The organism is Flavobacterium sp. Arc3 (genome assembly GCF_041431375.1).
In the GTDB taxonomy this organism is placed as follows: Bacteria; Bacteroidota; Bacteroidia; order Flavobacteriales; family Flavobacteriaceae; genus Flavobacterium.
In genome coordinates this window covers 327,314-352,214 of sequence record NZ_JASMRI010000001.1, presented here as the reverse complement: position 1 = coordinate 352,214, position 24,901 = coordinate 327,314, and the positions used below count along the sequence as shown (strand labels likewise).

Genomic DNA, 24,901 nt, shown 5'->3' with positions numbered 1-24,901 from the left:
GATGCTTATTCCTTCCATAAAAAATAGTTTGGATGAATTGATTGATTTACTCAAGCAGATTTCAAATACCGAGTTTTCTAAACCTTGTCAATTATTAAGTAATTCCACCATTGGGGAACATACCAGACATATTGTAGAGATGTTTCAATGCCTGGAAAATAATTATGAATCAGGTATGGTTAACTACGATAAAAGACCAAGGAATATTTTAATTCAAACGGATGCCACTTTTGCAATTTCGCAAATTGTAACTATTCAGAGTTTATTGGAAAAAGAAAATAAAAAAATCGAGTTGCAACAAATTATAGACAACGAAGAAGTCACAATTAACAGCAACTACTTTAGAGAGTTACTTTATAATCTGGAGCATTGTATTCATCATCAGGCGCTCATAAAAGTGGCCGTTTTACAAAGTGAAACTATTTTTGTGAATGAAAATTTTGGTGTTGCACGTTCCACTATCGAATATAGAAATCAATGTGCACAGTAAGCTTTGTAAAAACCGATACTAAAATTATCATTACGTCAAATCGGGACGAACAGTTAATCAGACCGAGTGCGATAGCGCCAAAAAATTATACTGTAAATGGTAAGAATGTTATTTATCCTAAAGACCCAAAAGCGGGTGGGACTTGGTACGTTGTTGATGAAAATGGTACCGTTCTCGTTTTGTTAAATGGAGCTCATGAAAAGCATGCTGCAGGTTTGAATTATAGTAAAAGCCGCGGATTGATTGTTTTAGATATTATTGGTAATGGATCTCCACGGGATTATTGGGATACAATTAATCTGGATAATATTGAGCCTTTTACCATAGTGTTATTTCAAGAGGAAGAGCTTTTTCAACTCCGCTGGAATGGTGCTGAAAAAGAAGCGGTACAATTAGATGCGAACGAAAAGCATATATGGTCTTCTTCGACTTTGTACCCAAAGGAAGTCAGAGAAAAACGCCGTAGTTTATTTCAGGCATTTTTAGGAGTCAGCAAGTCGCTGTCTGAGGTAGAAATGTACAACTTTCATCGCTATACAGAAGAAGGAAATCAAGAAAATGGCTTGATAATCAATAGAAACGAAGAATTAAAAACTTTGAGTATTACCCAATCTATTATCGAAAAAAATAAAGTGACCATATTGCATCATGACCTGATTGCTCAAGAAGATTTCAGTACCTCATTTATCACTATTTAATCTACGACATTGAAATTATTACTACATAAAGTGACGCATTGGGAATATTGGCCTTTTCAGGTTGTGTATATTCCTATTTATTTTCTTTGGGCTTTTTATGCTGTCAAAGCAAAATCCATTTTTTTCTTTAATGCCTCTAATCCGACAATCAAAAACGGAGGATTTATTATGGAATCAAAAAAAGCAATTTATGATTTGATTCCGCAACAGTATTATCCAAAAACGGAACTTATAAAAGAAGGAACTGCCGTAGATGAAATTAATGCAATAATCGAACAATCGAATATACGTTATCCTTTTATTGCAAAGCCAGACATCGGTTTGCGAGGCTCAGGCGTAAAGAAAATTAGTACGCTGGAAGATTTAGAACAATATGCTTTGAAGGCAAATTTTGATTTTGTGGTGCAAGATTTGATTCCGTTTGAAAATGAAGTGGGTATATTTTATGTTCGTTATCCAAATGAAAAAAAAGGTAAAATAACAGGTGTCGTTTCTAAGGAATTTCTAATTATTACTGGAGATGGCGTTGCTACAGTAGAGGCGTTGATAAAAGTAAATCCGCGATACGAATTACAGTTAAAAGTATTGAAGAAAGAATATGGTAATAAACTTTTGGAGGTTTTGCCAAACGGGGAAAAACTAAATCTTGTGCCCTATGGTAATCATGCCCGAGGGGCCAAGTTTTTAGATGGAAGCCATTGGATTACTGAAAAGCTGGAAGACACCATCAACGAAATGTGTTTGCAAATTCCTGGATTCTTTTTTGGAAGATTGGATGTAATGTACAATACTTTTGTGGAATTAGAAAACGGAAAAAACTTTGCTGTAGTGGAGTTGAATGGCGCTGCAAGCGAACCGACACATATCTATGACCCAAGGCATTCTTTGTTTTTTGCATGGAAAGAACTCGCGCGGCACATTACTTATATGTATGAAATCAGTGTCGAGAACAATAAGAATGGCGCTCCTTATTTAGCGCATAAAGTAGGTATGAAGGAATATCGTATGCATCTAGAGCAAAGCAATAAAATTGTAAATTTCTAATAAGATGAAAGTAATAAAGAATATTCTAGTCGGTTTTCTAGTGAGCTTTCTAGGCTCGATTCCGTTAGGATATTTGAATATTATTGGATTTCAAATTTACACTGAATTCGGAATTGAAAACTTGGTTCTGTATTTATTAGGGGTGGTTTTTGTTGAAGCATTTGTGATTTATTTTACGCTTATTTTTGCAAATCGACTGGTCAATAATATCAAGTTAATGAAGGTAATTGATGTTTTTGGTATTTTCTTTTTATTGTTTTTGGCGTATTCCTTTTACTCCTATTCGAATCAAACGGCAGCTAGTCCTAATTATCTAAAAAAGTATGTGATTTATTCGCCTTTTTTAATTGGACTACTGTTGAGTAGTATTAATTTTCTCCAACTTCCATTTTGGACAGGATGGAATTTGTATTTGATCAATGGAAACTACATTAAAACTACAAAAGCACTTAAATTTTATTACGTTGGCGGAACATTAGTGGGTACTTTTGCGGGAATGATGGGATTTGTCTTTTTTTTACATACTATCGCTCAAAGTGGAGCGCATATCTCAAAATACTTGTTTGCTATAATAATTCCCTTGTTTTTCATAGTTTTGGCTTGTCTACAAGGATATAAAGTCTTTAAGAAATACAATATAAAACCATAAATTTAAAATATGAAAAAAGTAGTGATGCTGCTTCCTTTTATTCTTTTAGGATGTAAACCCAATGCTAGTGTGGTTTCAAACCCAGTTGCTGAGTCAGTAAATAAGCCAACTGAAATCTTATACCAAGTCAAAGAAAGTGAAGTTGCTGCAACTTTAAAATACCTTTCTTCAGATGAATTAGAAGGAAGAGAGAGTGGAACAAAAGGAATGGAAAAAGCCGCTGCTTACTTAGAGCAATTTTTTAAGACTAATAATGTCAAGCCCTATTTTTCTTCTTATCGAGATACGATATCTAATTTTAAAGGAACGGCTTACAATATCGTAGGTTTTTTAGAAGGAAATGACCCTGTTCTTAAAAAAGAGTTTTTACTGATTAGCGCGCATTATGATCATATCGGCTTGGCAAGAGAAGGAGTTAATGGAGATTTTATAAATAATGGAGCTAATGATGATGCTTCAGGAACAACGGCCGTTGCCGAAATGGCAAAATACTTCAGTGGTTCTAAATTAAATAAACGAAGTATTCTTTTTGTGTTTTTTGTAGGGGAAGAAAAAGGATTGTTGGGATCTAAGCACTTAGCCAAAAAGCTAAAACAGCAGGGTTTTAATCTCTATTCACAATTTAATATTGAGATGATAGGTGTACCAATGAAAAGAGATTATCTGGCATATCTCACCGGTTTTGAAAAATCCAATATGGGAGCAAAAATTAATGAATATACCGGTAAAAACAGTGTTGGTTTTTTACCTAAAGCTGCCGAATATAAGTTGTTTTACAGGTCAGATAATTATTCGTTTTACGATGTTTTTAATGTTCCTTGCCAGTCTGTGAGTACTTTTGACTTTGAAAATTTCGAATATTATCATCATGTGTCTGATGAGTTTAAAGTAATGGATACAGGGCATATGACCCAGTTTATTCAGGAATTGTTGCCTGCCGTAACTCAAATGGCAAATTCTTCCTGCCAAGAAATTCATATGAATTAAATTGTTTTTAGGCGATAGAAACTGATGTTTTAAAGCTTTTGTTTATTTTTGCTATATGAAAAAGATTATTATTACGGGAACAAGTAGAGGAATAGGATATGAATTAGCGTTGAAATTTGCTAATGCAGGATATCAAGTGTTGGCTATTTCTAGAAAAACACCAAGAATACTTATAGAACATGAGAATATCAGCTGTATTTCTGTTGATTTGTCAAGTCAATCCGATTTAGCGAAAGTCGAAAATGTACTGTCTAAATCATGGAAAACTGTAGATGCCATTGTGCATAATGCAGGAAGCTTTTTGTCGAAACCTTTTGAAGAGATCACTCAAGAAGATTTTGAAAATGTCTATAAAGTGAATGTTTTTGCAGTTGCTAATCTTACCCGCATCTGTTTGCCATACTTGAAAAAAGGGAGTCATGTAGTTACCATAAGTTCTATGGGCGGTGTTCAAGGTAGTTTGAAGTTTCCTGGACTTGCAGCCTATAGTTCAAGTAAAGGAGCTGTAATAACCTTGTCAGAGTTGTTAGCCGAAGAATATAAAGAAAGAGGTATCTCCTTTAATGTATTGGCTTTAGGAGCAGTTCAAACAGAAATGTTAGAAGAAGCTTTCCCAGGATACCAAGCGCCAATAAAAGCAAATGAAATGGCAGACTACATCTATGATTTCACATTAACGGGGAATAAATATTTCAACGGAAAAGTATTGCAAGTGTCTTCTACGAATCCTTAAAATAGTTGTAAGTCATGAATTATGAGTGAAAGTATCGTTAAGACAAAGAGCTTTGAGTTAGCTGTTAGAGGAGTTAATTTTTATAAATATATAGTTGCTGAAAAGAAAGAATATATTATGAGTAAGCAGTTTTTACGGTCTATAATCTCAGTTGGAGAAAATGTCCGCGAAGCTGTAAATGCCCAAATCAAACCGGATTTCATTCATAAACTAGCTATTGCACAAAAAGAATGTGATGAATCGATGTATTGGTTAGAACTACTAAAAGTAACAAGCTATATTTCTGAAAATGAATTTAAATCAATGCATGAACAGAGTAATGAAGTTTTAAAAATTATTCGAAGTATAATCATCACCTCGAAGAAAAACTTATAACTCATAATTTATAATTCCTAACTTATTTTGAGCGAAACCTTAGCAAGATATATCCCAGAGCACGCGGTGAAACCCGTTTTTGAACTCATCGTCGTCAATCAAGTTCACCTTAAGATTGTCAATGAGAGGCAAACTCGCCATGGCGATTATCGAAAAGGACTCAACGGTAAACACGAGATAACAGTCAATTCAAGTCTCAATAAATATAAGTTTTTAATTACCCTGATTCATGAGATTGCTCACTTGGTTGCTTTTGAAAAATTTGGACGAAAAATCAAGCCCCACGGTAATGAGTGGAAATATTCTTTTCAACAGTTGATGATTCCTTATATACGCCCAGAAATTTTCCCAAGTCAATTATTACCTTTATTAGCACGACATTTTAAAAATCCAACGGCCAGCAGTGATACTGACTCGACTTTATCGTTAGCACTGAAACAGTTTGACGCGCAAAATGATAAAAACTATATATTTGAGATTCCCTACGGCAGTGTTTTTAGAATCGAAAACGGAAAGATTTTTAAAAAAATGGCCGTAAGAATTAAACGTTTTGAATGTCTCGAAGTAAGCTCTGGGAAAATGTATCTTTTTAATCCAAATGCTGAGGTAGAACTATTGCCTAATTAGTTATAAATCAAAAAGCACAGTCATCAAGTGATTGTGCTTTTATTGTGTTATTATGGAAATGAAATTTTATTTGTAGCCCTGATAGCAGTGAAAATCCTTTTATTCTGGATTTAGTTCCGGATTGAAAAAATCAATAAGGATAAAAGATTGCAACGGATAGCGGGAGGTAAGTTATTGTGAATTGTGAAGGCTCTGCTCCTAATTTCACCCCTTTAAATAGGCTTCTCTTACTTTTTTAAATAAATTAGAAGAATAAACAAAGTCTACAACCGCTTGATTGTCTGTCCTGAAAATTTCTTCTTTTGTTCCTTCCCAAGCTTTTAATCCGTCTTTAAGGAATAAGATGCGCTCCCCAATTTCCATTACAGAGTTCATATCATGCGTATTAATTACGGTAGTGATATCGTATTCTTCGGTGATTTCTTTGATCAAATTATCAATTAATGTAGCGGTATTTGGGTCTAGCCCTGAGTTGGGTTCGTCACAAAATAAATATTTAGGCTTGTTTACAATGGCGCGGGCAATTGCGACACGTTTTTGCATTCCTCCAGATATTTGAGAAGGCAGTTTGTTATGAGCATCCTTTAATGCTACTCTTTCTAGTACAAAGTCAACACGCTCTTTGATGGCAGCTTTGTTGTCTTTGGTAAACATCTTTAATGGAAAAGCTACATTTTCTTCGACTGTCATAGAATCGAATAAGGCACTTCCTTGAAAAACCATTCCTATTTCAGTTCTTAGTTCTCTTTTTTCATCTGGTTCTAATTCTGAGTAAATTCTCCCATCAAAGCATATCTGCCCTGATTCTGGAGTATGGATTCCTAATAGACTTTTTAGTAAAACCGTTTTACCGGAGCCACTTTGTCCAATTATTAGATTCGTTTTTCCAGTTTCAAAAACAGTCGAAATGCCTTTCAGAATCATAACGCCTCCAAATGATTTTTTTATATCTTTTATCTCTATCATGATCCCAGTAACAATTGCGTTAATATATAATTGAATAATATTATAGAAACCGATGTCCAAACAAAGGAAACTGTACTGGCTTTACCTACTTCTAGAGCGCCACCTTTCATGTAATATCCATGAAAAGAGGGTATGGTTGCCAGTAACATTGCGAAAATTAAGGTTTTTAAGAAAGCGTAAACAATATGAAATGGAATGAAGTCCATTTGGGCTCCATTGATAAATTCTGCACTGGAAGTAAATCCTCCATATACACCTGCCATCCAGCCTCCTAAAATTCCTAGAAACATACTGATACCAATTACAAATGGATACAGCAACAAAGCGATTATTTTTGGGAAAACCAAGTAATTTAAGGAGTTAACCCCCATAACTTCCAGTGCGTCGATTTGCTCCGTCACACGCATTGTACCAATACTCGATGTGATAAAGGAACCCATTTTTCCCGCCATAATAACCGAGATAAAAGTAGGAGCGAACTCCAATATTACGGATTGTCTTGTGGCAAAACCAATAAGGTATTTTGGAATCAATGGATTGGTAAGGTTTAGTGCGGTTTGAATCGCCACAACTCCTCCAACAAAGAAAGAAATGAAGGCTACGATCCCAAGGGAATCAATGATTAAGTCGTCAATTTCTTTGAAGATTAATTTTTTCATAACAGACCACTTGGTTTGTTTGATAAAAATTTCTCTAAGCATTAGGCAGTATCTCCCTATTTGCGTTATGTATCTAATGAGCATCATATGTTTAAAAATATGGGCTAAATTAAGAATTAGTAGCCGGTTTTCAGTTTAGAGTTTGGAGTTTTTTAATAAAAATAAAATTCAAATTATTTAAAAAGCTTTTCTTTCATTTTTTCAATACGATAATCTCTTATGAATTTAGCTTGCGCTTGGGTTACTAATAACGGGGTTTTAGCTGATTTAGCTTTTAGAAAACCTTTGATGTAGTCAAAAAATAACAAGGGTTTCTTTTTCATGAAAGCCAATTTAGCCGAAGCTATTGCCGTAATTATAAATCCATAACCCAAAGTATAAAAAGCTTCACCTTGTTTGTAACGTGCTGTTTTGTTGTAATTTGCTCCGGTTGGTTTTAAGTGCTTTACAATTAGGGAAGGGTCAGTAATTACTTTCCAGCCGTAGAATTTAGAAAGTAATTCGTCTACAGTATCCCAACCCATTGCTGCTTTTAATCCACCCATTTGTTTAAAGCAGGCTTTGCGGTATGCTTTAAAAGCACCACGAATATGGTCTTTATCAGTTAAGTTCTCTAAAACCCAATCTCCATTTTTCTCGATATAAGCAAATCCACCAGCCATCCCTGTCGTTGGGTTTTCTTCGAAATGTTTAACTATGGTCTCAAAATAATTGTTTGGTAAGATTAGATCTGCATCTAGTTTTACAATGATGTCGTAATTGTCATCTAATGTTTCATATCCTTTTTGAAAAGCCTGTATGACTTTGCTTCCGGGTAAGTGGATCGCACTTGATGTTTTTTCTACTAATGAAATAAACGGATTGATTTTGGCGAAAGCCAAAATAATTTCGGCAGTTTTATCAGTAGAATTATCATTGACCACAACTATTTTTGAGGGTAAATGGGTCTGCGAAATTAATGATTGTAAGGTTAATGAAATAAATGCCTCTTCATTGTGTGCGGGTATAACTATGTAGTAGTTCATGTTTATTTTGAATAAAATTCCAATTTTTTAAACTGCAAATTCCAATTTGAAGTATATGTCAAGTTGGAATTTGTAATTTATTTTTTGATATTCATTTATTTTGGAATTTGCATTTAGGCTCTTTCCGCATAAACGATATAATACCTATTGGTAAAGTAACGCAATAAAGGACGAATACCAATTTTCTTAACGGGATTAGTAAATTTTTGGCGATCAATAATTTTCCATCCTGCTTTTTCCAACAGCCAATCTAATTGCCAGTCTTCAAATTCATGGTAATGTCTGTCCCACATATCCGTTTTACTTCGGTAAGCAGGGGAGAACCACAAACGCATCGGAATAGAGATGAAAAGTTTATCAGATTTTATTTCGCTTAAAATAGTATATGGATTTAGTAGATGTTCGAAAATTTCGAAAGCAGTTACCACATCTTGTTTCTCTTTTGAAAATACCGATTGGTCTAGATCTAAGTCTTCGCCAGTGGTGTTTTTAACTGTGTATCCATCTTCTTTCATGATCTTTGAAAATGGATTTTCGACACCTAAGTCTAAAATACTCTCTGAAGTTGAGATGTGTTTATTTAGAAATTCTAAGGTGTGTTTGAATCTTTTGTTGGGAAACGTTTTTTCGTACATAGTCATTGCGAGGAACGAAGTAACCCCTCGTTCATTATGGTTTATAAAGGTACAAAGATACAAACATATGGTTCTTATTTCATAGATTTATATGTAGATAGAAACGAAAAAACCACAGTTTAAAAAGGTGATTTTTTAACTGTGGTTTTATGCTGTATAGCTTGATTCGCTTGTATAGAAACTTAGTATCTATAAACAAATGCATTGACATTCATTCCGCCTCCAACTGAAGCAAATAGTAGAACATCGCCTTTGCTGATTTTTTGATCTTTTATTTCACCTCTAATTAATAGGTCAAAGAGAGTAGGTACTGTCGCCACGCTACTGTTTCCTAACTCATGAATACTCATGGGCATAATGTCTTGAGGAACGGGTCTGTCATACAGTTTATAAAAACGTTGTATGATTGCTTCGTCCATTTTCTCATTCGCTTGATGAATAAGAATTTTTTTGACATCGTCAATGGCAATACCACTTTTGTCCAAACAGCTTTTCATTGCGGCAGGAACTGTAGTTAATGCAAACTCATAAATTTTACGACCGTGCATTTTTATATATCGCGTATCGGGGTCTATTTCTGGGTTGTATGATTTTCCAAAAAATAAATAGTTTGCTTCATCCATAGCATAAGTACCACTTTCATAGGAAAGCAATCCTGTTTCATCATCAGAAGCTTCTATAATGGAAGCACCAGCGCCATCTGAGTAGATCATGGAATCTCTATCATGGTCATCCACCACTCTTGATAAGGTTTCAGAGCCAATCACTAAACAACGTTTTGCCATTCCTGATTTGATGTAGGCATTTGCTTGAAGCACACCTTCAATCCAACCGGGACATCCAAAAAGGATGTCATAGGCAACACACTTTGGGTTTTTTATTTGTAATTTATTTTTGACACGAGTAGCCAAACTTGGAAGCGTGTCAGATTGGGAAGTACCATGCTTTACGTCTCCAAAATTATGTGCGAAAATAATGTAATCGATAGTTTCAGGGTCGATAGCTGCGTTTTCGATCGCTTTTTTGGATGCCAAAAATGCTAAGTCGGACGAGTTTAAATTGTCGTCGGCATACCGCCTATGCTCAATTCCAGTTATGCTTTTAAATTTTTTGATGACCACATCATTCGGATAACCAAAAGATGTACCATCTTCATTTAAAAAAACGTGATTACTAAAGTCTATATTACTTACTCTTTTCTCAGGAATGTAACTTCCTATTCCAGTTATTTTTATTTTCATCGGTTTGTTTTCCAAAAAATTTATGCTAATTTAATGATAAAAAAATGATTATAGCCATGTTATTTACTATGCATGCATATAATTATAGAATAATAATTATTTAGCTAATTTACTGATGATTTTTTAATAAATATTAGAAAACACCACAGTTTTTTTTAGTACTGATTCCTGTCTGTTGATTCCTGCCTTTTTTGTCAAAATAAATATTTTAATATTCTTGGGCTGAAGACCTAAGCCAAAAAAAAATGCCTCGATAGTTTCGAGGCATTTTCTAATAACTTGCAGCGCTAATACTACATATAATCTTCAATAGGAGCACAGCTACAAATTAAATTTCTGTCACCGTAAGTTTCATCAACGCGACGAACACTTGGCCAGAATTTATTATCTGCAACATAGTCTAAAGGATAAGCTGCTTTTTCTCTTGAATAAGGTAATGTCCACGAATCAGCAGTTAACATCGCTAAGGTATGAGGTGCGTTTTTTAATACGTTATTTGGTTCTTCAGTTGATGTTTCTTCAATTTCTTTACGAATTGAAATCATCGCATCGCAAAAACGATCTAATTCAGCTACATCTTCAGATTCTGTAGGTTCAATCATTAAAGTTCCTGCAACTGGAAAAGAAACTGTTGGCGCATGGAAACCATAATCCATTAAGCGTTTCGCTATATCCGACACTTCAATTCCGTTTTCTTTGAAACCTCTACAGTCTAATATCATTTCGTGAGCTGCTCTTCCTTTTTCTCCAGAATACAAAATGGGGTAATGCTCCTCTAAACGGGCTTTCATATAATTTGCATTTAGAATAGCATATTTAGTAGCATTTGTAATTCCTTCAGAACCCAACATGCAAATGTATCCGTATGAAATTAAACATACTAAAGCAGAACCATAAGGAGCGCCAGAAACTGCGGTAATCGCTTTTTCGCCACCTACGTGAACTAATGGATTGCTTGGTAAAAACGGAACTAATTTTTCGTTTACACAAATTGGTCCTACACCTGGTCCACCGCCACCATGAGGAATGGCAAACGTTTTGTGTAAGTTCAAGTGACAAACATCAGCACCAATTGTAGCTGGATTTGTTAACCCCACTTGTGCATTCATGTTTGCACCATCCATATATACTAAACCACCATTGTCATGAATGATTTGTGTGATTTCTCTAATAGCACTTTCAAAAACACCATGTGTTGATGGGTAAGTTACCATTAAGCAAGATAATTGGTCTTTGTATTGAAGGGCTTTCTCTCTTACATCTTCTACATCGATATTACCGTTTTCCATTGTTTTGGTAACGATAATTTTCATTCCGGCCATCGCAGCCGAAGCAGGATTTGTTCCGTGAGCTGAAGCGGGAATTAAACAGATTTTTCGTTGGTCATCCCCTCTTGATAGGTGATATGCCCTAATAGTCATTAATCCAGTATATTCTCCTTGAGCACCAGAGTTTGGTTGTAATGTAGTTCCGGCAAAACCTGTAATTACATTCAATTGATGCTCTAGTTTTTTAAGCATTTTAGTGTATCCTTCGACTTGGTCTAATGGAGCAAATGGATGAATAGTGTTCCAGTAAGGCATACTTAAAGGCAACATTTCTGCAGCTGCATTCAACTTCATAGTACAAGAACCCAAAGCAATCATTGAGTGTGTCAATGATAAATCTTTACGTTCTAATTTTTTGATATAACGCATCAAACTAGTTTCAGAATGATGGTTATTGAAAACATCGTGTTTTAAAAACTCAGTTGTTCTGTTTAAGTTCGATGGGTAACTATTGTCTAATGTATAGTCACTAACTTCAAAAGCGTCTTTTCCTAAAACTTCAGCAAAAACAGCGATTACTTCGTTAATGTCTTTAAACAAAATTGTTTCGTTTAACGAAATAGAAATTGTTTCATCATCTATATAAAAGAAATTGATTTCGTTTTTTTCTGCAATAGCTTTCACTTTTTTAGCGTCTGCTTTTACCACAATCGTATCAAAGAAAGCGGTATTCGTTTGTTGAACGCCTAATTTATTTAAAGCATCAGCCAAAGTCACTGCCATTGAGTTAACTTTATTTGCAATGTATCGCAATCCTTTTGGTCCGTGATAAACGGCAAACATTCCTGCCATAACAGAAAGTAAAACCTGAGCAGTACAAATGTTAGACGTTGCTTTTTCACGTTTGATGTGTTGTTCACGTGTTTGTAATGCCATACGCAAAGCACGGTTTCCATTAGCGTCTTGTGATACACCAATGATTCTTCCTGGCATAGAACGTTTGTACTCATCTTTTGTAGCAAAATATGCAGCATGTGGTCCACCGTAGCCCATTGGGACACCAAAACGTTGTGTCGTACCAACTACTACTGCAGCTCCCATTTCTCCTGGTGGTGTTAATTTTACTAATGATAAAATATCAGCAGCAACAGCCACTTTTATTTCTTTTTCAGCCGCTTTTTTGATAAAATCAGCATAATCGTAAACTTGACCGTATTTTCCAGGATATTGAAGTATTGCTCCAAAAAATTCAGTTGAAAAATCAAAATCTTGGTGATTCCCTACAACTAACTCTACTCCGATAGGTGCAGAGCGAGTTTGTAAAACCGATAACGTTTGTGGTAATATTTCTTCAGAAACGAAGAATTTACAAACATTTGCTTTCTTTTGATCTCTGGAACGAACATCAAATAATAAGGCCATTGCTTCAGCAGCAGCAGTACTTTCGTCTAATAATGATGCATTGGCAATTTCCATTCCGGTTAACTCAATAACCATCGTTTGGAAATTTAAGATAGCTTCTAAACGACCTTGTGCAATTTCTGCTTGGTATGGTGTATATGCAGTGTACCATCCTGGGTTTTCAAAAATGTTTCTTTGAATTGCCGGTGGAACAATTGTTGGGTGGTACCCTAAACCGATATATGATTTGTAAACTTTATTCGTTCGACCTAATAATCGAATGTGATTTGCATATTCGTATTCGGTCATAATATGCTCCAATTCTAAAGGTTTTTTCAAACGAATATCACTTGGAATAGTTTCGGAAATTAGTTGATCTAAAGTTTCAACACCTATGGTTTCTAACATTTTAGGCAAATCGTGATCTCTTGGTCCTAAATGTCTTAAAGCAAATGAGTCTGTTTTCATGGAAGTGTAGTAATGTTGTGTTTTTTTAGTGCTGCAAAAATAAGTATTATAAACAATCTAATTCGTGTTTTGGTCTTGATTTTTTATCAATTTATCAACTAAATGATGTATTTGCTCACAATTGATTAAGTTTGTTTAATGATTAGTTTTAAAAGAATATTTGATTTTTACATAAGAAGTAGCATTCATGTGGCTTTGTCCGTATATGCACTTGTGCGAATGACGCATTTTATGTTCCACATTTCTGCTGATGAAGCCATGGCTAATTTTGCTTTTTTCGGAACAATTGTAGGTTATAATTTTGTGAAATACGATGCTTTGGCAAGAGCCCAAAAAAAACAAATGCGAAATGAGTTAAAAATTATTGCCGTATTGAGTCTCTTTTCGTTAGCGGGAGTAGGGTATTATTTTTTTCAATTGCAGTTAATAACACAATTAGTTTCTATGGGTGTTTTAGCTTTGACACTGCTCTATACGCTTCCTTTTTTTCCCAATAGAAAGAATGCGAGAAATTGGGCAGGCGTAAAGATCTATATCGTGGCTTTGTGCTGGGTTGGGGTAACACTAGTGCTGCCTCTGGTAAATGCGCATATTGATTTGGGGCTCGATTTTTATCTCAAATGCATACAGCGTTTTATACTGGTTTTCGTGCTAATCTTGATTTTTGAAATTCTTGATTTGGCTAATGATGATCCACATTTACAAACGGTACCGCAGCAAATAGGAATTAGAAAGACAAAAATAGTTGGCCTGTTATTACTGGTTCCGTTCTATTTTTTAGAATTTTTGAAAACTAATTTTATTGAAGAGCAGTTGATCGTTAATGGAATTCTTGTCCTAGCTCTTTCTTTATTTTTGGCTTTTGCCAATGAAAAACGCTCTAGGTATTACACTTCTTTTTGGGTCGAAAGTATTCCGATTTTTTGGTGGCTGATGGTGGTTTTCTTTTAAAAAGATGAATTTTGTTGAATAGCGTATAATTGTACAATCTATCCTTAAAATAAAAAAACCGAAGCATTGCTACTTCGGTCCAAATCTGAGATTAAAAATAGTTAATCAACAATCTACAACAATCCTGCTCTTTTTAATAAAGCATCTGGACTTGGTTCATGCCCTCTGAATCGTTTGTATAAAATCATAGGATGTTCTGTTCCTCCTTTAGAAAGAATATTGTCTTTGAACTTATTTGCAACTTCTTTATTGAAAATTCCTTTTTCTTGAAAAAACTCAAAAGCATCGGCATCGAGAACTTCAGCCCATTTGTAGCTATAATATCCAGCAGAATATCCTCCTTGAAAAATATGAGAAAAAGAGGTGCTCATCGCATTTTCTTTTACGTCAGGGTATAATTTAGTATCTGCAAATTGTTCTGTTTCAAAAGCTTTAATATCTGTGATAGACGAAGGGTCTTGTCCGTGCCATCCCATATCTAATAAGCCAAAACTCAACTGACGCATCGTTGCCATCCCTTCCTGAAAGTTAGAACTTTCCTTTATTTTTTGAACTAATTCAATAGGTATGATTTCGCCTGTCTGGTAATGTGTTGCAAACAAAGCCAAAGCTTCTGGTTCGTAGCACCAGTTTTCCATTACTTGGCTCGGTAATTCTACAAAATCCCAGTATACCGAAGTTCCAGATAAACTTGGGTAAGTGGTGTTGGCTAACATACCGTGCAATCCGTGTCCAAATTCATGGAACAAAGTCAGGACCTCATTAAAAGTTAATAGCGAAGGCTTTGTTTCTGTAGGTTTAGTGAAATTACATACGTTTGAGATGTGTGGTCTTTCGTTGATTCCGTTTTTTACAAATTGTGACTTGTAAGAAGTCATCCAAGCGCCATTACGTTTCCCTTTTCGAGGGAAAAAATCAGCATAGAAAATAGCAACTAATTCCTTTTTTTCATCTGTTACTTCATAAGTAGTTACTTCTTCATGGTACTTGTCGATGTCAAAAACTTCTGTAAAAGTTAAACCATATAATTTACCAGCGATGGCAAAAGCACCATCTAGTACTTTTTCTAATTGAAAATAAGGTTTTAGTTTCTCGTCATCTAAACTGAATAATTCTTGTTTCAATTTTTCTGAGTAATATGCGCCGTCCCATTTTTCGAGTTCTTCTAAGCCATCTAGTTTTTTGGCAAAAGCCGTTAGATCTGCAAATTCTTTTACCGCAGCGGGCTTTGCTTTTTCCAGTAAATCCAAAGAGAATTTTTTTACTTTCTCCGGGCTCTCAGCCATTCTTTCTTCAAGCACAAAATGGGCATGGGTAGCATATCCTAAAAGTTGTGCTCTGTCAAAACGCAATTTTGCAATTTTAAAAACATTTTGCTGATTGTCTAATTCATTGTTTTGAAAACCTTTGGCTCCAAAAGCAATTGCCATCTTTTTACGCAATTCACGGTTGTCAGCATAAGTCACAAATGGAACATAACTAGGGTAATCTAAGGTGAAAATCCAGCCTTCTTTTTCTTGGCTTTTCGCCAAAGAACGAGCAGCTTCTATCGTACCTTCCGGTAATCCAGATAGGCCTTTTTCATCTGTAAGATGCAATTGAAAAGCTTGGGTTTCTGCTAATACATTTTCGCCAAACTGTAAGCTTGTCTTTGATAATTCCTTGTCAATTTCACGGAGTTTTATTTTTTTGTCTTCCGTTAGGTTAGCTCCATTTCGAGAAAAACTTTTATATTTTTCATCTAATAAAGTAGTTTGCTCTGGGTTGAGGTTCAAAGAGGCTTTTTGCTCGTGTACTGCTTTAACTTTAGCAAATAATTCGGCATTCAGTCTGATATCGTTACCAAAATCTGATAACAATGGAGAAACTTCCTGAGCGATTTTTTGGATTTCGTCATTGGTTTCTGCTGAATTCAAATTGAAGAAAATGCTCGAAAGACGATCTAATGTGTAACCACTAAAGTCTAAAGCTTCAATGGTGTTTACAAAAGTAGGCGTCTCCTCGTTTTGTACAATTGCATCAATTTCGGCCTTTGCCAATGCTATTCCTTCGATAAAAGCAGGAAGAAAGTCCTCGTTTTTTATTTTAGAGAAAGGTGCTGTATCGTATTTTGTATTAAATTTCGTCGTTAATATTTTCATTACGTAGTCATTAATTATGATTAGTTGAAACTAAATGTTTCTAATTACAAAGGTAGCGATTTATTAAAAAAATGAGATTACAAAGCAGCAGTGATTTCACGCTTTAAGCAATAAGGGTTATGTTATATATATGTTATTTATTTTTATGGCTTCTTTTAAATGCCTAAATTGTACAATTAGATTAGATTATGAATGAGCTAATTACTAACAATAATATAAATAGTATATAAGAAATGAATTACCAAATTATAATAAAGCGTATCGATACTGTAAACGAAGTGGAAGGGTATTGGTCAGATGAAGATTATATTCAGTTACTGGAGAAATTTAATTTTCCAGATGCAGCTACAGCAGAAAAAAAGAATTTACCGGAATTGCTAGAAATGGCCATATCTGATTATGAACCAAATGAAGCTGCAGAAATTGTGCTTACTTACAAGCTGGGTGAAGAATTAAATGAAGGGCAAATTGAGCAAATTTCGCACAATATGTTAATTGATAAAGTATGTGAAGAATATCCTGAAATTCATATGCAAGCAAGATTGTACCATGTCAATCAATTGCTTTATAAAGCTTATAACGGAAAATTCCCTAATACCAAAGCATCTGTTGTTCATTTCTCAATGACGCCAACTGATGGTGACGTGAAAGAATTAACGGCTGAAAGTGTGCTGAAATTATTGAATAATGGATTGTCTGATAGAAATTTAATCAAAAGGTTATTTGAAGACCAGATGACTAAAAACATTCCTTTTCCTACAGCCGAAGGGATTGTTTGGGAATTAAATACAGAAGATAATGTAAATTTCAGTTTGGTTACCTCAGAGAATTGGATTAATAATGAAGATGTAATTGCATCTGAATTTGAGAGCGTTCTTGAAGAAATTGAAGAAGAAGAAGACTAATTTTGGATAAAATATAAAAGCTTTAAAAACAACAAAGGCTTCCATAATTAGACTGAACCCAAAAGTTTGGACAAATTTATAATTAATTTTGATAATAATGAGCTCGATATTGTATCGGGCTCATTTTGTTTAAATTCGACTTGATTCTATCATTATTGTAATAGTTTATGTATTGGTTTATCTCTTTTTTTAATTGGTCTACTGATTTATATTTTTTAAGATAAAACAGTTCAGATTTTAATATTCCAAAGAAGTTTTCAATTATTGCATTGTCTAAACAATTTCCTTTTCTTGACATACTTTGTACAATCCCTTTTTCTTTCAGCAAATTCTGATATTGTTTCATTTGATATTGCCAGCCTTGATCTGAGTGCAGTGTTAGATTAGTGTTATTTGGTATTTTTTTAAATGCTTTTTTGAGCATCATAACTACTTGATTAAACACTGGCCGTTCTGTGAGTTCATAGCTAATTATTTCTTGATTAAATAAATCAATAATAGGCGATAAATACAATTTTTGACCCGAGACATTAAACTCGGTTATATCGGTTGCCCATTTTTGATTTGGTGCAACTGCTTTAAAATTGCGCGCCAAAATATTAGGAGCTATTTTCCCGTGCTCTCCTTTATAAGACTTATATTTCTTAACCCTTATAACACTTTTCAACCCTAGTAAGTTCATCAACTTTAAAACCGTTTTATGATTGATAATTATTCCTTTGTTGTTTAGTTCGTCTGTTATTCTTCGATACCCATAACGGCCTTTGTGCTTGTGATAGATTGAATTAATCCATTCTTTAATAGCCTTATATTTATCAGGTATTTTACTTTGTTTTTGATAATAATAAAAACTACTACGTGCCACGTTTGTAAGGTTTAAAAGTAAATTTAAATCATACTGATGCCTTAATTCCATTATGACTTGCGCTTTTTGGCTTTCCCTTCGGCTTGAATTAAGGCTTGTAACTTTTTTAGAAAATCAAGTTCACATCGTAATGCTTCATTCTCTAAAAGAAGTTCTTCCTCTCTAGTTAATGGTTTATCAGATTTACGTTTTTTGCGTTTAAAATTACTCATAGATTTTTGTCTGCCTTTGGGTTTAGGTTCTAATCCCTTCAAACCAAAGTTAACAAAATCTCTTTTCCATTTGATAATAGTTGAGCCGGTAGGAATATTAAATTTCAAACGAGCTTCTCTTAATGATAATGAATCCCTATCAATTGAGAGTAATACTTTTTGTTTGAAATCAATGGAATAAACCCGATTCCTCCTAGGCAACAATCCAACTTTGCCATATTCTCTGTAAAAACTAACCCACTTACGAATATTAGATTCACTAGTGTCTTTTTTATTCGATACCGATGCACAGGAATAGTGCTCATTGGTAACTAATTTTACACATTCCAGTTTAAATGCGTAATCATACTTGACTTTTCTTTCCATAAAAATACCCCCAAATAGTGTCTAACTTTTTGGGGGCAGTGCATAATAGGAAGCCTTTGTTTGTATAAGGGAATGTTATTTTTTAAGTAAACTTTCTGATGCGATAATTACAGATTCTTTTAGTCCTAATTTGTATGCTATTACTTTATCTAAGATTTTTTTGTCGTGGCTTCCAATGATTTGAGCGGCTAAAATCCCTGCGTTTTTAGCTCCGTTTAAAGCAACAGTTGCTACAGGAACTCCTCCTGGCATTTGAAGAATTGACAGGATACTATCCCAGCCATCAATAGAGTTGCTTGATTTAACAGGAACTCCTATTACTGGAAGTGGAGACATTGAGGCTACCATGCCAGGTAAATGAGCTGCTCCTCCAGCACCAGCAATTACTACCGAAATTCCGCGAGTGTGTGCGTTTTGACTAAAATCGAATAGTTTTTCAGGTGTTCTATGTGCCGAAACGATATCTACTTCAATATCGATTCCGAAACCTTTTAATACTTCGATGGCTTCTTGCATTACGGGCATATCAGAGATACTTCCCATTATTATTGCTACTTTGCTCATTGTGTTTTTTGTTTGTAGTTTTATGTGTTGAAACGCTGCTGTAAACTGATTACTGCAAACTGATCACTCTAATTGTGTTTTTAACGTCCTCTGCAATTTTTCGTGCTTCTTTGATGTCGCTATTTACGATGGTTACGTGTCCCATTTTTCTAAAAGGACGTGTTTGTTTTTTACCGTAAATATGTGGTGTAACACCATTCCATCCTAATATTTTTTCGATATTTTCATATACTACATTTCCAGAATAGCCTTCTTCACCTACTAAATTAACCATAATTCCGGCTACTTTGCTCTCCGTGTTTCCTAATGGCAAGTCTAAAATTGCGCGCAAATGATTTTCAAACTGTGAAGTGTAACTGGCTTCTATCGAATAATGTCCTGAATTATGAGGTCGTGGCGCCACTTCGTTGATTAGAATTTCATCGTCTTCTGTTTGAAACATTTCTACAGCTAACAAGCCTACATGGTTGAATTTTTCAGAAACTTGCAAAGCGATTGCTCTCGCTTTTTCGGCTACTTTGTCATCAATTCGTGCTGGACAAATAACATATTCTACTTGATTGGCTTCTGGGTGAAATTCCATTTCGACCACAGGATAGGTTCTGATTTCCCCTGAAGGATTTCGACAAACAATAACTGCTAACTCGTTTTTAAAGGGAACCATATCCTCAGCAATGCATTCTACGTTTGGAAGGTGGTCTAAATCTGAGATTTGTCGGATTACTTTTACTCCGTTTCCGTCATATCCAAATTCAGTACATTTCCACACAAAAGGCATTCTTAATTTAGAATCAAGGATGTCAACAATTAAGCTTTTAAGATTGTCGAAGCGTTTGAAATCTGCGGTTGGGATATTATGCTCTGAATAAAAAGTTTTTTGAATGCCTTTATTCTGAATCAGTTTTAGTGTTTTTGGGGAAGGATATACTTTTAATCCTTCGTTCTCTAATTTTACTAATGCGTCGAGATTAACGAGTTCAATTTCGAATGTTAAAACATCGACTTTTTTCCCAAAATTATAAACGGTATCAAAATCCATCAAATCTCCTTTGAAGAATTGATCACAGGCAATTTTACAAGGTGCTTCATCGCTTGGATCCAGAACATAGGTTTGTATGTCAAATTTTCGAGTGTCAAACAAAAGCATTTTGCCCAGTTGTCCACCACCTAATATTCCTAGTTTAAAATCAGAAGAAAAATAATTCATTGTGTAGTTGTTTGTTACTGGCAAAGATACTTTATATAGGTCAAATGCGAAAATGCTATTTTATTTTCTTCAATATTTCTCTGGCTACTGCTTTGTAAGCGGAAGAATGTTTGTGGTAATCGTCAGTAAGAATACGCTGTAATTCAGGATAAATCCAATTGTGTTTTTTACCTAATTCATACAAAGCCCGAATGGAATAAGCTTTTGTAGCTACTTTTCGGTCTTCGCTAATAAGCCAGTCAAAGCAGCTTTCGGTAATTTGTTGTTCTTGTAGGTCAGTTAAGGTTAAGTGCTTACTTAGGAACATACAAATTTTTGAAACAGCACGCGTAGCACTTTCGTTTCTAAATTTTGAAAGGTTAATGCAAAATATAGGAAGATGGTCCGTAATAAGATGGAGCTGTTTTTCCAGGACTAATTCAAGAATCCAGCAGGCTTTGTAGTGGTTTTTGTCAGCAGTGTCAAAAGCAATTGCTAATAGATCAGGGAATAACTGTAAATCAGTCAAAATAAGGTGTACGTTTTCGTCTCGACTTGCACGATAGGCAGAGCTATTTACTACATTTTTATAAAGTTCGTTGTTCATCTATGGTCAAAAATAGCTAATATTTTTAATTGTACCATATTCTTATAGTTTTAAAAATGAATTGGCAACTCAGAAATTCATACCTTTGTGAATTATTTTAAATAGGATAATAATGATTCAACTTCACGATAAACAATTTGTTCCATTTATTTCTGCCAAAGAAATAGATTTTGCCATCACAAAAATGGTACAACAAGTGGAAGACGATTTTATAGATGAAACACCAGTATTTATAGGGGTTTTAAACGGCTCTTTTATGGTAGTTTCTGACTTTATGAAAAAATATACAAAACCCTGCGAAGTAAGCTTTATAAAAATGGCTTCTTATGAAGGGACTTCTTCAACAGATGAGGTGAAACAATTAATCGGTTTAAACCAGGATTTGACTGGGCGATCAGTTGTTATCATTGAAGATATTGTAGATACAGGTAACACCTTGGTTGAGCTAAAAGAATTGTTCAAAGCTCAAAATGTAAAACATTTTAAAATAGCGACTCTTTTCTTTAAACCAGAAGCATACAAGAAAGATATTAAGATTGATTATGTTGGAATCAGAATTCCAAATAAATTCATAGTAGGTTTTGGTCTTGATTATGATGGATTAGGAAGAAATTTACCAGAAGTATATAAACTAAAAGAATAACTACAACTACTCAACACACATTATGATCAACATTGTTTTATTTGGAAAACCAGGAGCAGGAAAGGGTACTCAAGCAGAATTTTTGAAAGAAAAATATAAATTAACTCACATCTCTACAGGTGATGTTTTTCGTTTTAATTTAAAAAACGATACAGAGTTGGGTAAACAAGCCCGTGTTTATATGGATGCAGGAGATTTAGTGCCTGACGAATTGACAACTAAAATGCTTATTGATGAGGTAAATAAACATCCAGATACTAACGGTATTTTATTTGATGGTTATCCTAGAACGATTTCACAAGCAGAAGCACTAGATGCTTTTTTAACTTCAATCAATTCAAAAGTTGCTGCAACTATTGCCTTAGAAGCTGATGATGAGGTTTTGGTAAAACGTTTGCTGGAGAGAGGTAAAACAAGTGGAAGAATTGATGACCAAGACGAGGATAAAATCCGTAATAGATATCAAGAATACAACGAGAAAACAGCTCCTTTAATGCAGTATTACAATGATCAAGGAAAGTTTTATGCTGTAAACGGAATAGGAAGTATTGAAGAAATCACGGATCGCGTAAGTACTGTTATAGATAATTTGTAAGAAGCAATTTCCAGCTGTACGCTACAAGTACTTGCTTATAAAACTATTTTCTAAGTTATAAAAAGAGCTTCCTTTGGTCGCTTTTTTCTATCAAGAAAATCAAAGTTTTTTAAGCTTCGTGCTTTTCACTACCATCTGGGCTAAAGAAATATGGAGATACTAATCATACTTTTTCTAATTCTATTGAATGGAGTTTTCTCCATGTCGGAGATAGCATTGATATCTGCGAGAAAAAACAGATTAGAAACATCAGCAAAAAAAGGGAATAAAAGTGCTCAAGCCGCATTGGATTTAGCTAATGCTCCCAATAAATTTTTATCTACTGTACAAATAGGAATAACCTTAATAGGGATTCTTACAGGTATTTATAGTGGAGATAAAATAACAACAGATGTACAAACATTCGTTGCTGGCTTTGCAGTATTACGACCTTATGCTTCTTCCATAGCAGTGGGAGTTGTTGTAGTAGTGTTAACTTTTTTCTCATTGGTTTTAGGAGAATTATTACCCAAGAGAATTGGACTAAACCATCCTGAGGCGATTGCTAAGAAAGTAGCGATGCCCATGAAGTTTGTTTCGATTATAACGGCGCCTTTTATTTGGTTATTGACGCATTCAACAGAGTTTTTATTAAATGTTTTAAATATAAAACCTACAGCTGACGGAAAAGTAACCGAAGAGGAAATTAAAGCCATCATTAAAGAAGGTACTGAAGGTGGAGAAGTTCAGGAAATAGAACAAGATATTGTAGAACGTGTTTTTCATATTGGTGACCGAAAAATAAATTCATTGATGACCCACAGGAAATCAGTTGTTTTTATACCGTTGCACTCAGGAAAAAGCGAAGTTAAGAAATTCATGCTCGAGGAGTTACACTCTATATATCCTGTATATGATAAGGATGATGATGATATTGTAGGGGTTGTAAACTTGAAAAATATCTTTGCTCATATAGATGATGAAGATTTTAACTTGAAAGATATTATGACTGATGCTCCTTTTATGATGGAGTACACTACTGCTTACAAAGCCTTAGAGAAGTTTAAGATAACGGGGATTCATTATGCTTTTGTGTCAGATGAATATGGCGTTTTTCAAGGGGTAATTACTTTAAATGACATTCTGGAAGCATTAGTAGGAAACGCTTCTGATTTCTATAAAGATGAATATCAGTTGATCGAAAGAGAAGACGGAACTTGGTTAGTTGATGGGCATTATTCTTTACATGATTTTCTAACGTATTTTGAGTTGGATGATTTGATAGGGGATTATGATGTAACTACGGTTAGTGGTTTAATAATGACCGAACTTTCCCATATTCCAAAGCAAGGTGAAAAGTTAATCTGGAACAAATATGAGTTGGAAGTGATTGACATGGACGGAATAAAGATTGATAAAGTAATGGTGAAGTCATTGCGAAAATAAAATAGTGTGCGGTATTTATAGTGCTAAAAAAGCGCTGAATATTGTAGCTGAACATTGAATAATAAAAAGAGGACAGAAGATTTGAAATTAAAAGGAAGACAGCCAGCAGCTGTTAGGTGCTTTAGATCAATGTCGAAGTAAAAGAAAAGATTATGACTGAAGGGAACTTCGTAGATTACGTAAAAATATTTGTTTCTTCTGGTAAAGGAGGAAAAGGATCTACGCATTTGCATAGAGAAAAATTTATTGAAAAGGGAGGTCCTGATGGAGGTGATGGAGGTCGTGGAGGACACGTTTATCTAGTTGGGAATAAAGGACTTTGGACTTTGTTTCACCTTAAGTTTGCACGTCATATCAAAGCAGGAAATGGTGGAGATGGTAGTGGAGATAGAAGTACAGGAGCTGATGGTGACGATAAATTCATTGAAGTGCCCTTAGGAACTGTTGTAAAAGACAAAGAAACTGGGGAAACCTTGTTTGAAATCACCGAAGATGGGGAAAGACAAGTGTTGTCTAGAGGTGGTAAAGGGGGTTTAGGAAACTGGCACTTTAGAAGTTCTACAAACCAAACACCAAGATATTCTCAACCTGGATTACCGGGATCTGAGATGGATGTAATTTTGGAACTTAAAGTTTTAGCAGATGTAGGTTTAGTAGGTTTTCCAAATGCTGGGAAATCAACGCTATTGTCTGTTCTAACATCGGCTAAGCCAAAAATTGCTGATTACCCGTTTACAACTTTAAAACCAAACCTTGGAATTGTAGCTTACAGAGATTTTCAATCTTTTGTAATTGCTGATATCCCTGGTATTATTGAAGGTGCTGCAGAAGGAAAAGGATTAGGACATTATTTCTTGAGACATATCGAAAGAAATTCAACACTGTTATTCTTAGTTCCTGTTGACACACCAGATATTAAAGGAGAATATGATATTTTGGTAAACGAACTAACAAAATACAATCCAGAAATGTTGGATAAAGAACGTCTTTTGGTAATATCAAAATGTGATATGCTGGATGATGAATTGAGAGCAGAATTAAAAGAAGAATTAGATGTTTCCCTAAAAGGAGTTCCTTATATGTTTATCTCGTCTGTTGCCCAACAAGGGTTAACAGAATTGAAAGACAAATTATGGAAAATGTTGAATGATTAAATAGTCTATCGCTATAAAAAA

26 protein-coding genes are annotated in these 24,901 nt (G+C 34.5%); 14 read left to right on the top strand and 12 right to left on the bottom strand.

Annotated features, from left to right (window positions below):
* The first annotated feature begins 1 nt into the window (after position 1).
* Genes QO200_RS01500 through QO200_RS01465 form a run of 8 tightly spaced genes read left to right on the top strand, consistent with a single transcriptional unit; the run spans position 2 to position 5,603 of the window.
* Entirely contained in the window at positions 2-490 is a 489-nt protein-coding gene (locus QO200_RS01500; protein ID WP_371535466.1) for a DinB family protein, read from the top strand.
* Positions 478-1,188, top strand: a complete 711-nt coding sequence (locus QO200_RS01495; protein ID WP_371535463.1) for an NRDE family protein — start codon at positions 478-480, stop codon at positions 1,186-1,188. The genes QO200_RS01500 and QO200_RS01495 overlap by 13 nt, the downstream gene beginning before the upstream one ends.
* Positions 1,189-1,197: 9 nt before the next feature.
* Positions 1,198-2,232, top strand: coding sequence for a D-alanine--D-alanine ligase (locus tag QO200_RS01490; protein ID WP_371535461.1), 1,035 nt, complete (start codon positions 1,198-1,200; stop codon positions 2,230-2,232).
* A gap of 4 nt (positions 2,233-2,236) precedes the next feature.
* Complete coding sequence (locus QO200_RS01485; RefSeq protein ID WP_371535459.1) at positions 2,237-2,881, top strand: hypothetical protein; 645 nt, start codon at positions 2,237-2,239, stop codon at positions 2,879-2,881.
* Between the two features lie 9 nt (positions 2,882-2,890).
* Positions 2,891-3,868 (top strand): M28 family peptidase, encoded by a 978-nt coding sequence (locus tag QO200_RS01480; RefSeq protein WP_371535456.1) that lies wholly within the window; start codon positions 2,891-2,893, stop codon positions 3,866-3,868.
* 55 nt (positions 3,869-3,923) lie between these two features.
* On the top strand, positions 3,924-4,601 hold the full coding sequence (locus tag QO200_RS01475) for an SDR family NAD(P)-dependent oxidoreductase (protein WP_371535454.1): 678 nt from the start codon (positions 3,924-3,926) through the stop codon (positions 4,599-4,601).
* Between the two features lie 21 nt (positions 4,602-4,622).
* Positions 4,623-4,976, top strand: coding sequence for a four helix bundle protein (locus tag QO200_RS01470; RefSeq protein WP_371535451.1), 354 nt, complete (start codon positions 4,623-4,625; stop codon positions 4,974-4,976).
* Positions 4,977-5,003: 27 nt separating this feature from the next.
* Complete coding sequence (locus QO200_RS01465) at positions 5,004-5,603, top strand: SprT-like domain-containing protein (protein WP_371535449.1); 600 nt, start codon at positions 5,004-5,006, stop codon at positions 5,601-5,603.
* Positions 5,604-5,807: 204 nt separating this feature from the next.
* Here the strand turns inward: QO200_RS01465 and QO200_RS01460 are convergent, their stop codons facing one another.
* The 6 genes from QO200_RS01460 to gcvP form a co-directional block, all read right to left on the bottom strand.
* Positions 5,808-6,569, bottom strand: coding sequence for an ABC transporter ATP-binding protein (locus QO200_RS01460; protein WP_371535446.1), 762 nt, complete (start codon positions 6,567-6,569; stop codon positions 5,808-5,810).
* A complete protein-coding gene (locus tag QO200_RS01455; protein WP_091091481.1) occupies positions 6,566-7,315 on the bottom strand; it encodes an ABC transporter permease in 750 nt (249 codons plus the stop codon). Before QO200_RS01455 ends, QO200_RS01460 begins: the two co-directional genes overlap by 4 nt.
* A gap of 86 nt (positions 7,316-7,401) precedes the next feature.
* A complete protein-coding gene (locus QO200_RS01450; RefSeq protein ID WP_371535443.1) occupies positions 7,402-8,253 on the bottom strand; it encodes a glycosyltransferase family 2 protein in 852 nt (283 codons plus the stop codon).
* A gap of 113 nt (positions 8,254-8,366) precedes the next feature.
* Positions 8,367-8,888 (bottom strand): methyltransferase, encoded by a 522-nt coding sequence (locus tag QO200_RS01445; protein WP_371535442.1) that lies wholly within the window; start codon positions 8,886-8,888, stop codon positions 8,367-8,369.
* 182 nt (positions 8,889-9,070) lie between these two features.
* Positions 9,071-10,129, bottom strand: coding sequence for a 3-oxoacyl-ACP synthase III family protein (locus tag QO200_RS01440; RefSeq protein ID WP_371535439.1), 1,059 nt, complete (start codon positions 10,127-10,129; stop codon positions 9,071-9,073).
* A gap of 293 nt (positions 10,130-10,422) precedes the next feature.
* Positions 10,423-13,266 (bottom strand): aminomethyl-transferring glycine dehydrogenase, encoded by a 2,844-nt coding sequence (gene gcvP / locus QO200_RS01435; RefSeq protein ID WP_371535436.1) that lies wholly within the window; start codon positions 13,264-13,266, stop codon positions 10,423-10,425.
* Positions 13,267-13,404: 138 nt separating this feature from the next.
* Here gcvP and QO200_RS01430 point away from each other — a divergent pair, with 138 nt between their 5' ends.
* On the top strand, positions 13,405-14,217 hold the full coding sequence (locus tag QO200_RS01430; protein ID WP_371535433.1) for a hypothetical protein: 813 nt from the start codon (positions 13,405-13,407) through the stop codon (positions 14,215-14,217).
* 113 nt (positions 14,218-14,330) lie between these two features.
* Here QO200_RS01430 and QO200_RS01425 read toward each other — a convergent pair whose 3' ends face one another.
* Entirely contained in the window at positions 14,331-16,358 is a 2,028-nt protein-coding gene (locus QO200_RS01425) for a M3 family metallopeptidase (RefSeq protein ID WP_371535430.1), read from the bottom strand.
* A gap of 233 nt (positions 16,359-16,591) precedes the next feature.
* Between QO200_RS01425 and QO200_RS01420 the strand changes: the two genes are divergently transcribed.
* Positions 16,592-17,263, top strand: a complete 672-nt coding sequence (locus QO200_RS01420; RefSeq protein WP_371535426.1) for a hypothetical protein — start codon at positions 16,592-16,594, stop codon at positions 17,261-17,263.
* 82 nt (positions 17,264-17,345) lie between these two features.
* On the opposite strand, the gene QO200_RS01415 is transcribed toward QO200_RS01420, so the two are convergent.
* From QO200_RS01415 to QO200_RS01395, 5 genes are all read right to left on the bottom strand, one after another.
* A complete protein-coding gene (locus tag QO200_RS01415; protein WP_371535423.1) occupies positions 17,346-18,179 on the bottom strand; it encodes an IS3 family transposase in 834 nt (277 codons plus the stop codon).
* Positions 18,179-18,706, bottom strand: a complete 528-nt coding sequence (locus tag QO200_RS01410; protein ID WP_371535420.1) for a helix-turn-helix domain-containing protein — start codon at positions 18,704-18,706, stop codon at positions 18,179-18,181. The genes QO200_RS01415 and QO200_RS01410 overlap by 1 nt, the downstream gene beginning before the upstream one ends.
* A gap of 75 nt (positions 18,707-18,781) precedes the next feature.
* Positions 18,782-19,270 (bottom strand): 5-(carboxyamino)imidazole ribonucleotide mutase, encoded by a 489-nt coding sequence (gene purE / locus QO200_RS01405; RefSeq protein ID WP_371535417.1) that lies wholly within the window; start codon positions 19,268-19,270, stop codon positions 18,782-18,784.
* Between the two features lie 49 nt (positions 19,271-19,319).
* Complete coding sequence (locus tag QO200_RS01400) at positions 19,320-20,477, bottom strand: 5-(carboxyamino)imidazole ribonucleotide synthase (protein WP_371535415.1); 1,158 nt, start codon at positions 20,475-20,477, stop codon at positions 19,320-19,322.
* A 55-nt stretch (positions 20,478-20,532) separates the two neighbouring features.
* Entirely contained in the window at positions 20,533-21,063 is a 531-nt protein-coding gene (locus QO200_RS01395; protein WP_371535413.1) for a hypothetical protein, read from the bottom strand.
* A 112-nt stretch (positions 21,064-21,175) separates the two neighbouring features.
* On the opposite strand from QO200_RS01395, the gene hpt reads away from it, so the two are divergent.
* The 4 genes from hpt to obgE all read left to right on the top strand — a co-directional run bounded on the left by hpt (position 21,176) and on the right by obgE (position 24,880).
* Positions 21,176-21,706 carry a hypoxanthine phosphoribosyltransferase gene (gene hpt / locus QO200_RS01390; protein ID WP_371535411.1) on the top strand — a complete coding sequence of 177 codons (531 nt, stop codon included), beginning with the start codon at positions 21,176-21,178 and terminating at the stop codon, positions 21,704-21,706.
* Between the two features lie 22 nt (positions 21,707-21,728).
* Positions 21,729-22,301: an adenylate kinase gene (locus QO200_RS01385; protein WP_371535408.1), complete on the top strand. Its 573-nt coding sequence runs from the start codon at positions 21,729-21,731 to the stop codon at positions 22,299-22,301.
* Between the two features lie 201 nt (positions 22,302-22,502).
* A complete protein-coding gene (locus QO200_RS01380) occupies positions 22,503-23,726 on the top strand; it encodes a hemolysin family protein (protein WP_371535511.1) in 1,224 nt (407 codons plus the stop codon).
* A 152-nt stretch (positions 23,727-23,878) separates the two neighbouring features.
* Positions 23,879-24,880 (top strand): GTPase ObgE, encoded by a 1,002-nt coding sequence (obgE, locus tag QO200_RS01375; protein WP_371535406.1) that lies wholly within the window; start codon positions 23,879-23,881, stop codon positions 24,878-24,880.
* Positions 24,881-24,901 lie beyond the last annotated feature (21 nt).

Excerpts from the sequence above, each read along its gene's own strand:
- QO200_RS01475 (WP_371535454.1), top strand. The coding sequence starts at position 3,924 with ATGAAAAAGATTATTATTACGGGAACAAGTAGAGGAATAGGATATGAA.
- QO200_RS01445 (WP_371535442.1), bottom strand. The coding sequence starts at position 8,888 with ATGTACGAAAAAACGTTTCCCAACAAAAGATTCAAACACACCTTAGAA.
- QO200_RS01380 (WP_371535511.1), top strand. The coding sequence starts at position 22,503 with ATGTCGGAGATAGCATTGATATCTGCGAGAAAAAACAGATTAGAAACA.
- QO200_RS01485 (WP_371535459.1), top strand. The coding sequence starts at position 2,237 with ATGAAAGTAATAAAGAATATTCTAGTCGGTTTTCTAGTGAGCTTTCTA.
- QO200_RS01425 (WP_371535430.1), bottom strand. The coding sequence starts at position 16,358 with ATGAAAATATTAACGACGAAATTTAATACAAAATACGATACAGCACCT.
- QO200_RS01470 (WP_371535451.1), top strand. The coding sequence starts at position 4,623 with ATGAGTGAAAGTATCGTTAAGACAAAGAGCTTTGAGTTAGCTGTTAGA.
- QO200_RS01480 (WP_371535456.1), top strand. The coding sequence starts at position 2,891 with ATGAAAAAAGTAGTGATGCTGCTTCCTTTTATTCTTTTAGGATGTAAA.
- purE (WP_371535417.1), bottom strand. The coding sequence starts at position 19,270 with ATGAGCAAAGTAGCAATAATAATGGGAAGTATCTCTGATATGCCCGTA.
- QO200_RS01440 (WP_371535439.1), bottom strand. The coding sequence starts at position 10,129 with ATGAAAATAAAAATAACTGGAATAGGAAGTTACATTCCTGAGAAAAGA.
- QO200_RS01395 (WP_371535413.1), bottom strand. The coding sequence starts at position 21,063 with ATGAACAACGAACTTTATAAAAATGTAGTAAATAGCTCTGCCTATCGT.
- QO200_RS01495 (WP_371535463.1), top strand. The coding sequence starts at position 478 with ATGTGCACAGTAAGCTTTGTAAAAACCGATACTAAAATTATCATTACG.
- QO200_RS01460 (WP_371535446.1), bottom strand. The coding sequence starts at position 6,569 with ATGATAGAGATAAAAGATATAAAAAAATCATTTGGAGGCGTTATGATT.
- QO200_RS01455 (WP_091091481.1), bottom strand. The coding sequence starts at position 7,315 with ATGATGCTCATTAGATACATAACGCAAATAGGGAGATACTGCCTAATG.
- QO200_RS01450 (WP_371535443.1), bottom strand. The coding sequence starts at position 8,253 with ATGAACTACTACATAGTTATACCCGCACACAATGAAGAGGCATTTATT.
- QO200_RS01415 (WP_371535423.1), bottom strand. The coding sequence starts at position 18,179 with ATGGAATTAAGGCATCAGTATGATTTAAATTTACTTTTAAACCTTACA.
- hpt (WP_371535411.1), top strand. The coding sequence starts at position 21,176 with ATGATTCAACTTCACGATAAACAATTTGTTCCATTTATTTCTGCCAAA.
- QO200_RS01410 (WP_371535420.1), bottom strand. The coding sequence starts at position 18,706 with ATGGAAAGAAAAGTCAAGTATGATTACGCATTTAAACTGGAATGTGTA.
- obgE (WP_371535406.1), top strand. The coding sequence starts at position 23,879 with ATGACTGAAGGGAACTTCGTAGATTACGTAAAAATATTTGTTTCTTCT.
- QO200_RS01400 (WP_371535415.1), bottom strand. The coding sequence starts at position 20,477 with ATGAATTATTTTTCTTCTGATTTTAAACTAGGAATATTAGGTGGTGGA.
- gcvP (WP_371535436.1), bottom strand. The coding sequence starts at position 13,266 with ATGAAAACAGACTCATTTGCTTTAAGACATTTAGGACCAAGAGATCAC.
- QO200_RS01420 (WP_371535426.1), top strand. The coding sequence starts at position 16,592 with ATGAATTACCAAATTATAATAAAGCGTATCGATACTGTAAACGAAGTG.
- QO200_RS01430 (WP_371535433.1), top strand. The coding sequence starts at position 13,405 with ATGATTAGTTTTAAAAGAATATTTGATTTTTACATAAGAAGTAGCATT.
- QO200_RS01500 (WP_371535466.1), top strand. The coding sequence starts at position 2 with ATGCTTATTCCTTCCATAAAAAATAGTTTGGATGAATTGATTGATTTA.
- QO200_RS01385 (WP_371535408.1), top strand. The coding sequence starts at position 21,729 with ATGATCAACATTGTTTTATTTGGAAAACCAGGAGCAGGAAAGGGTACT.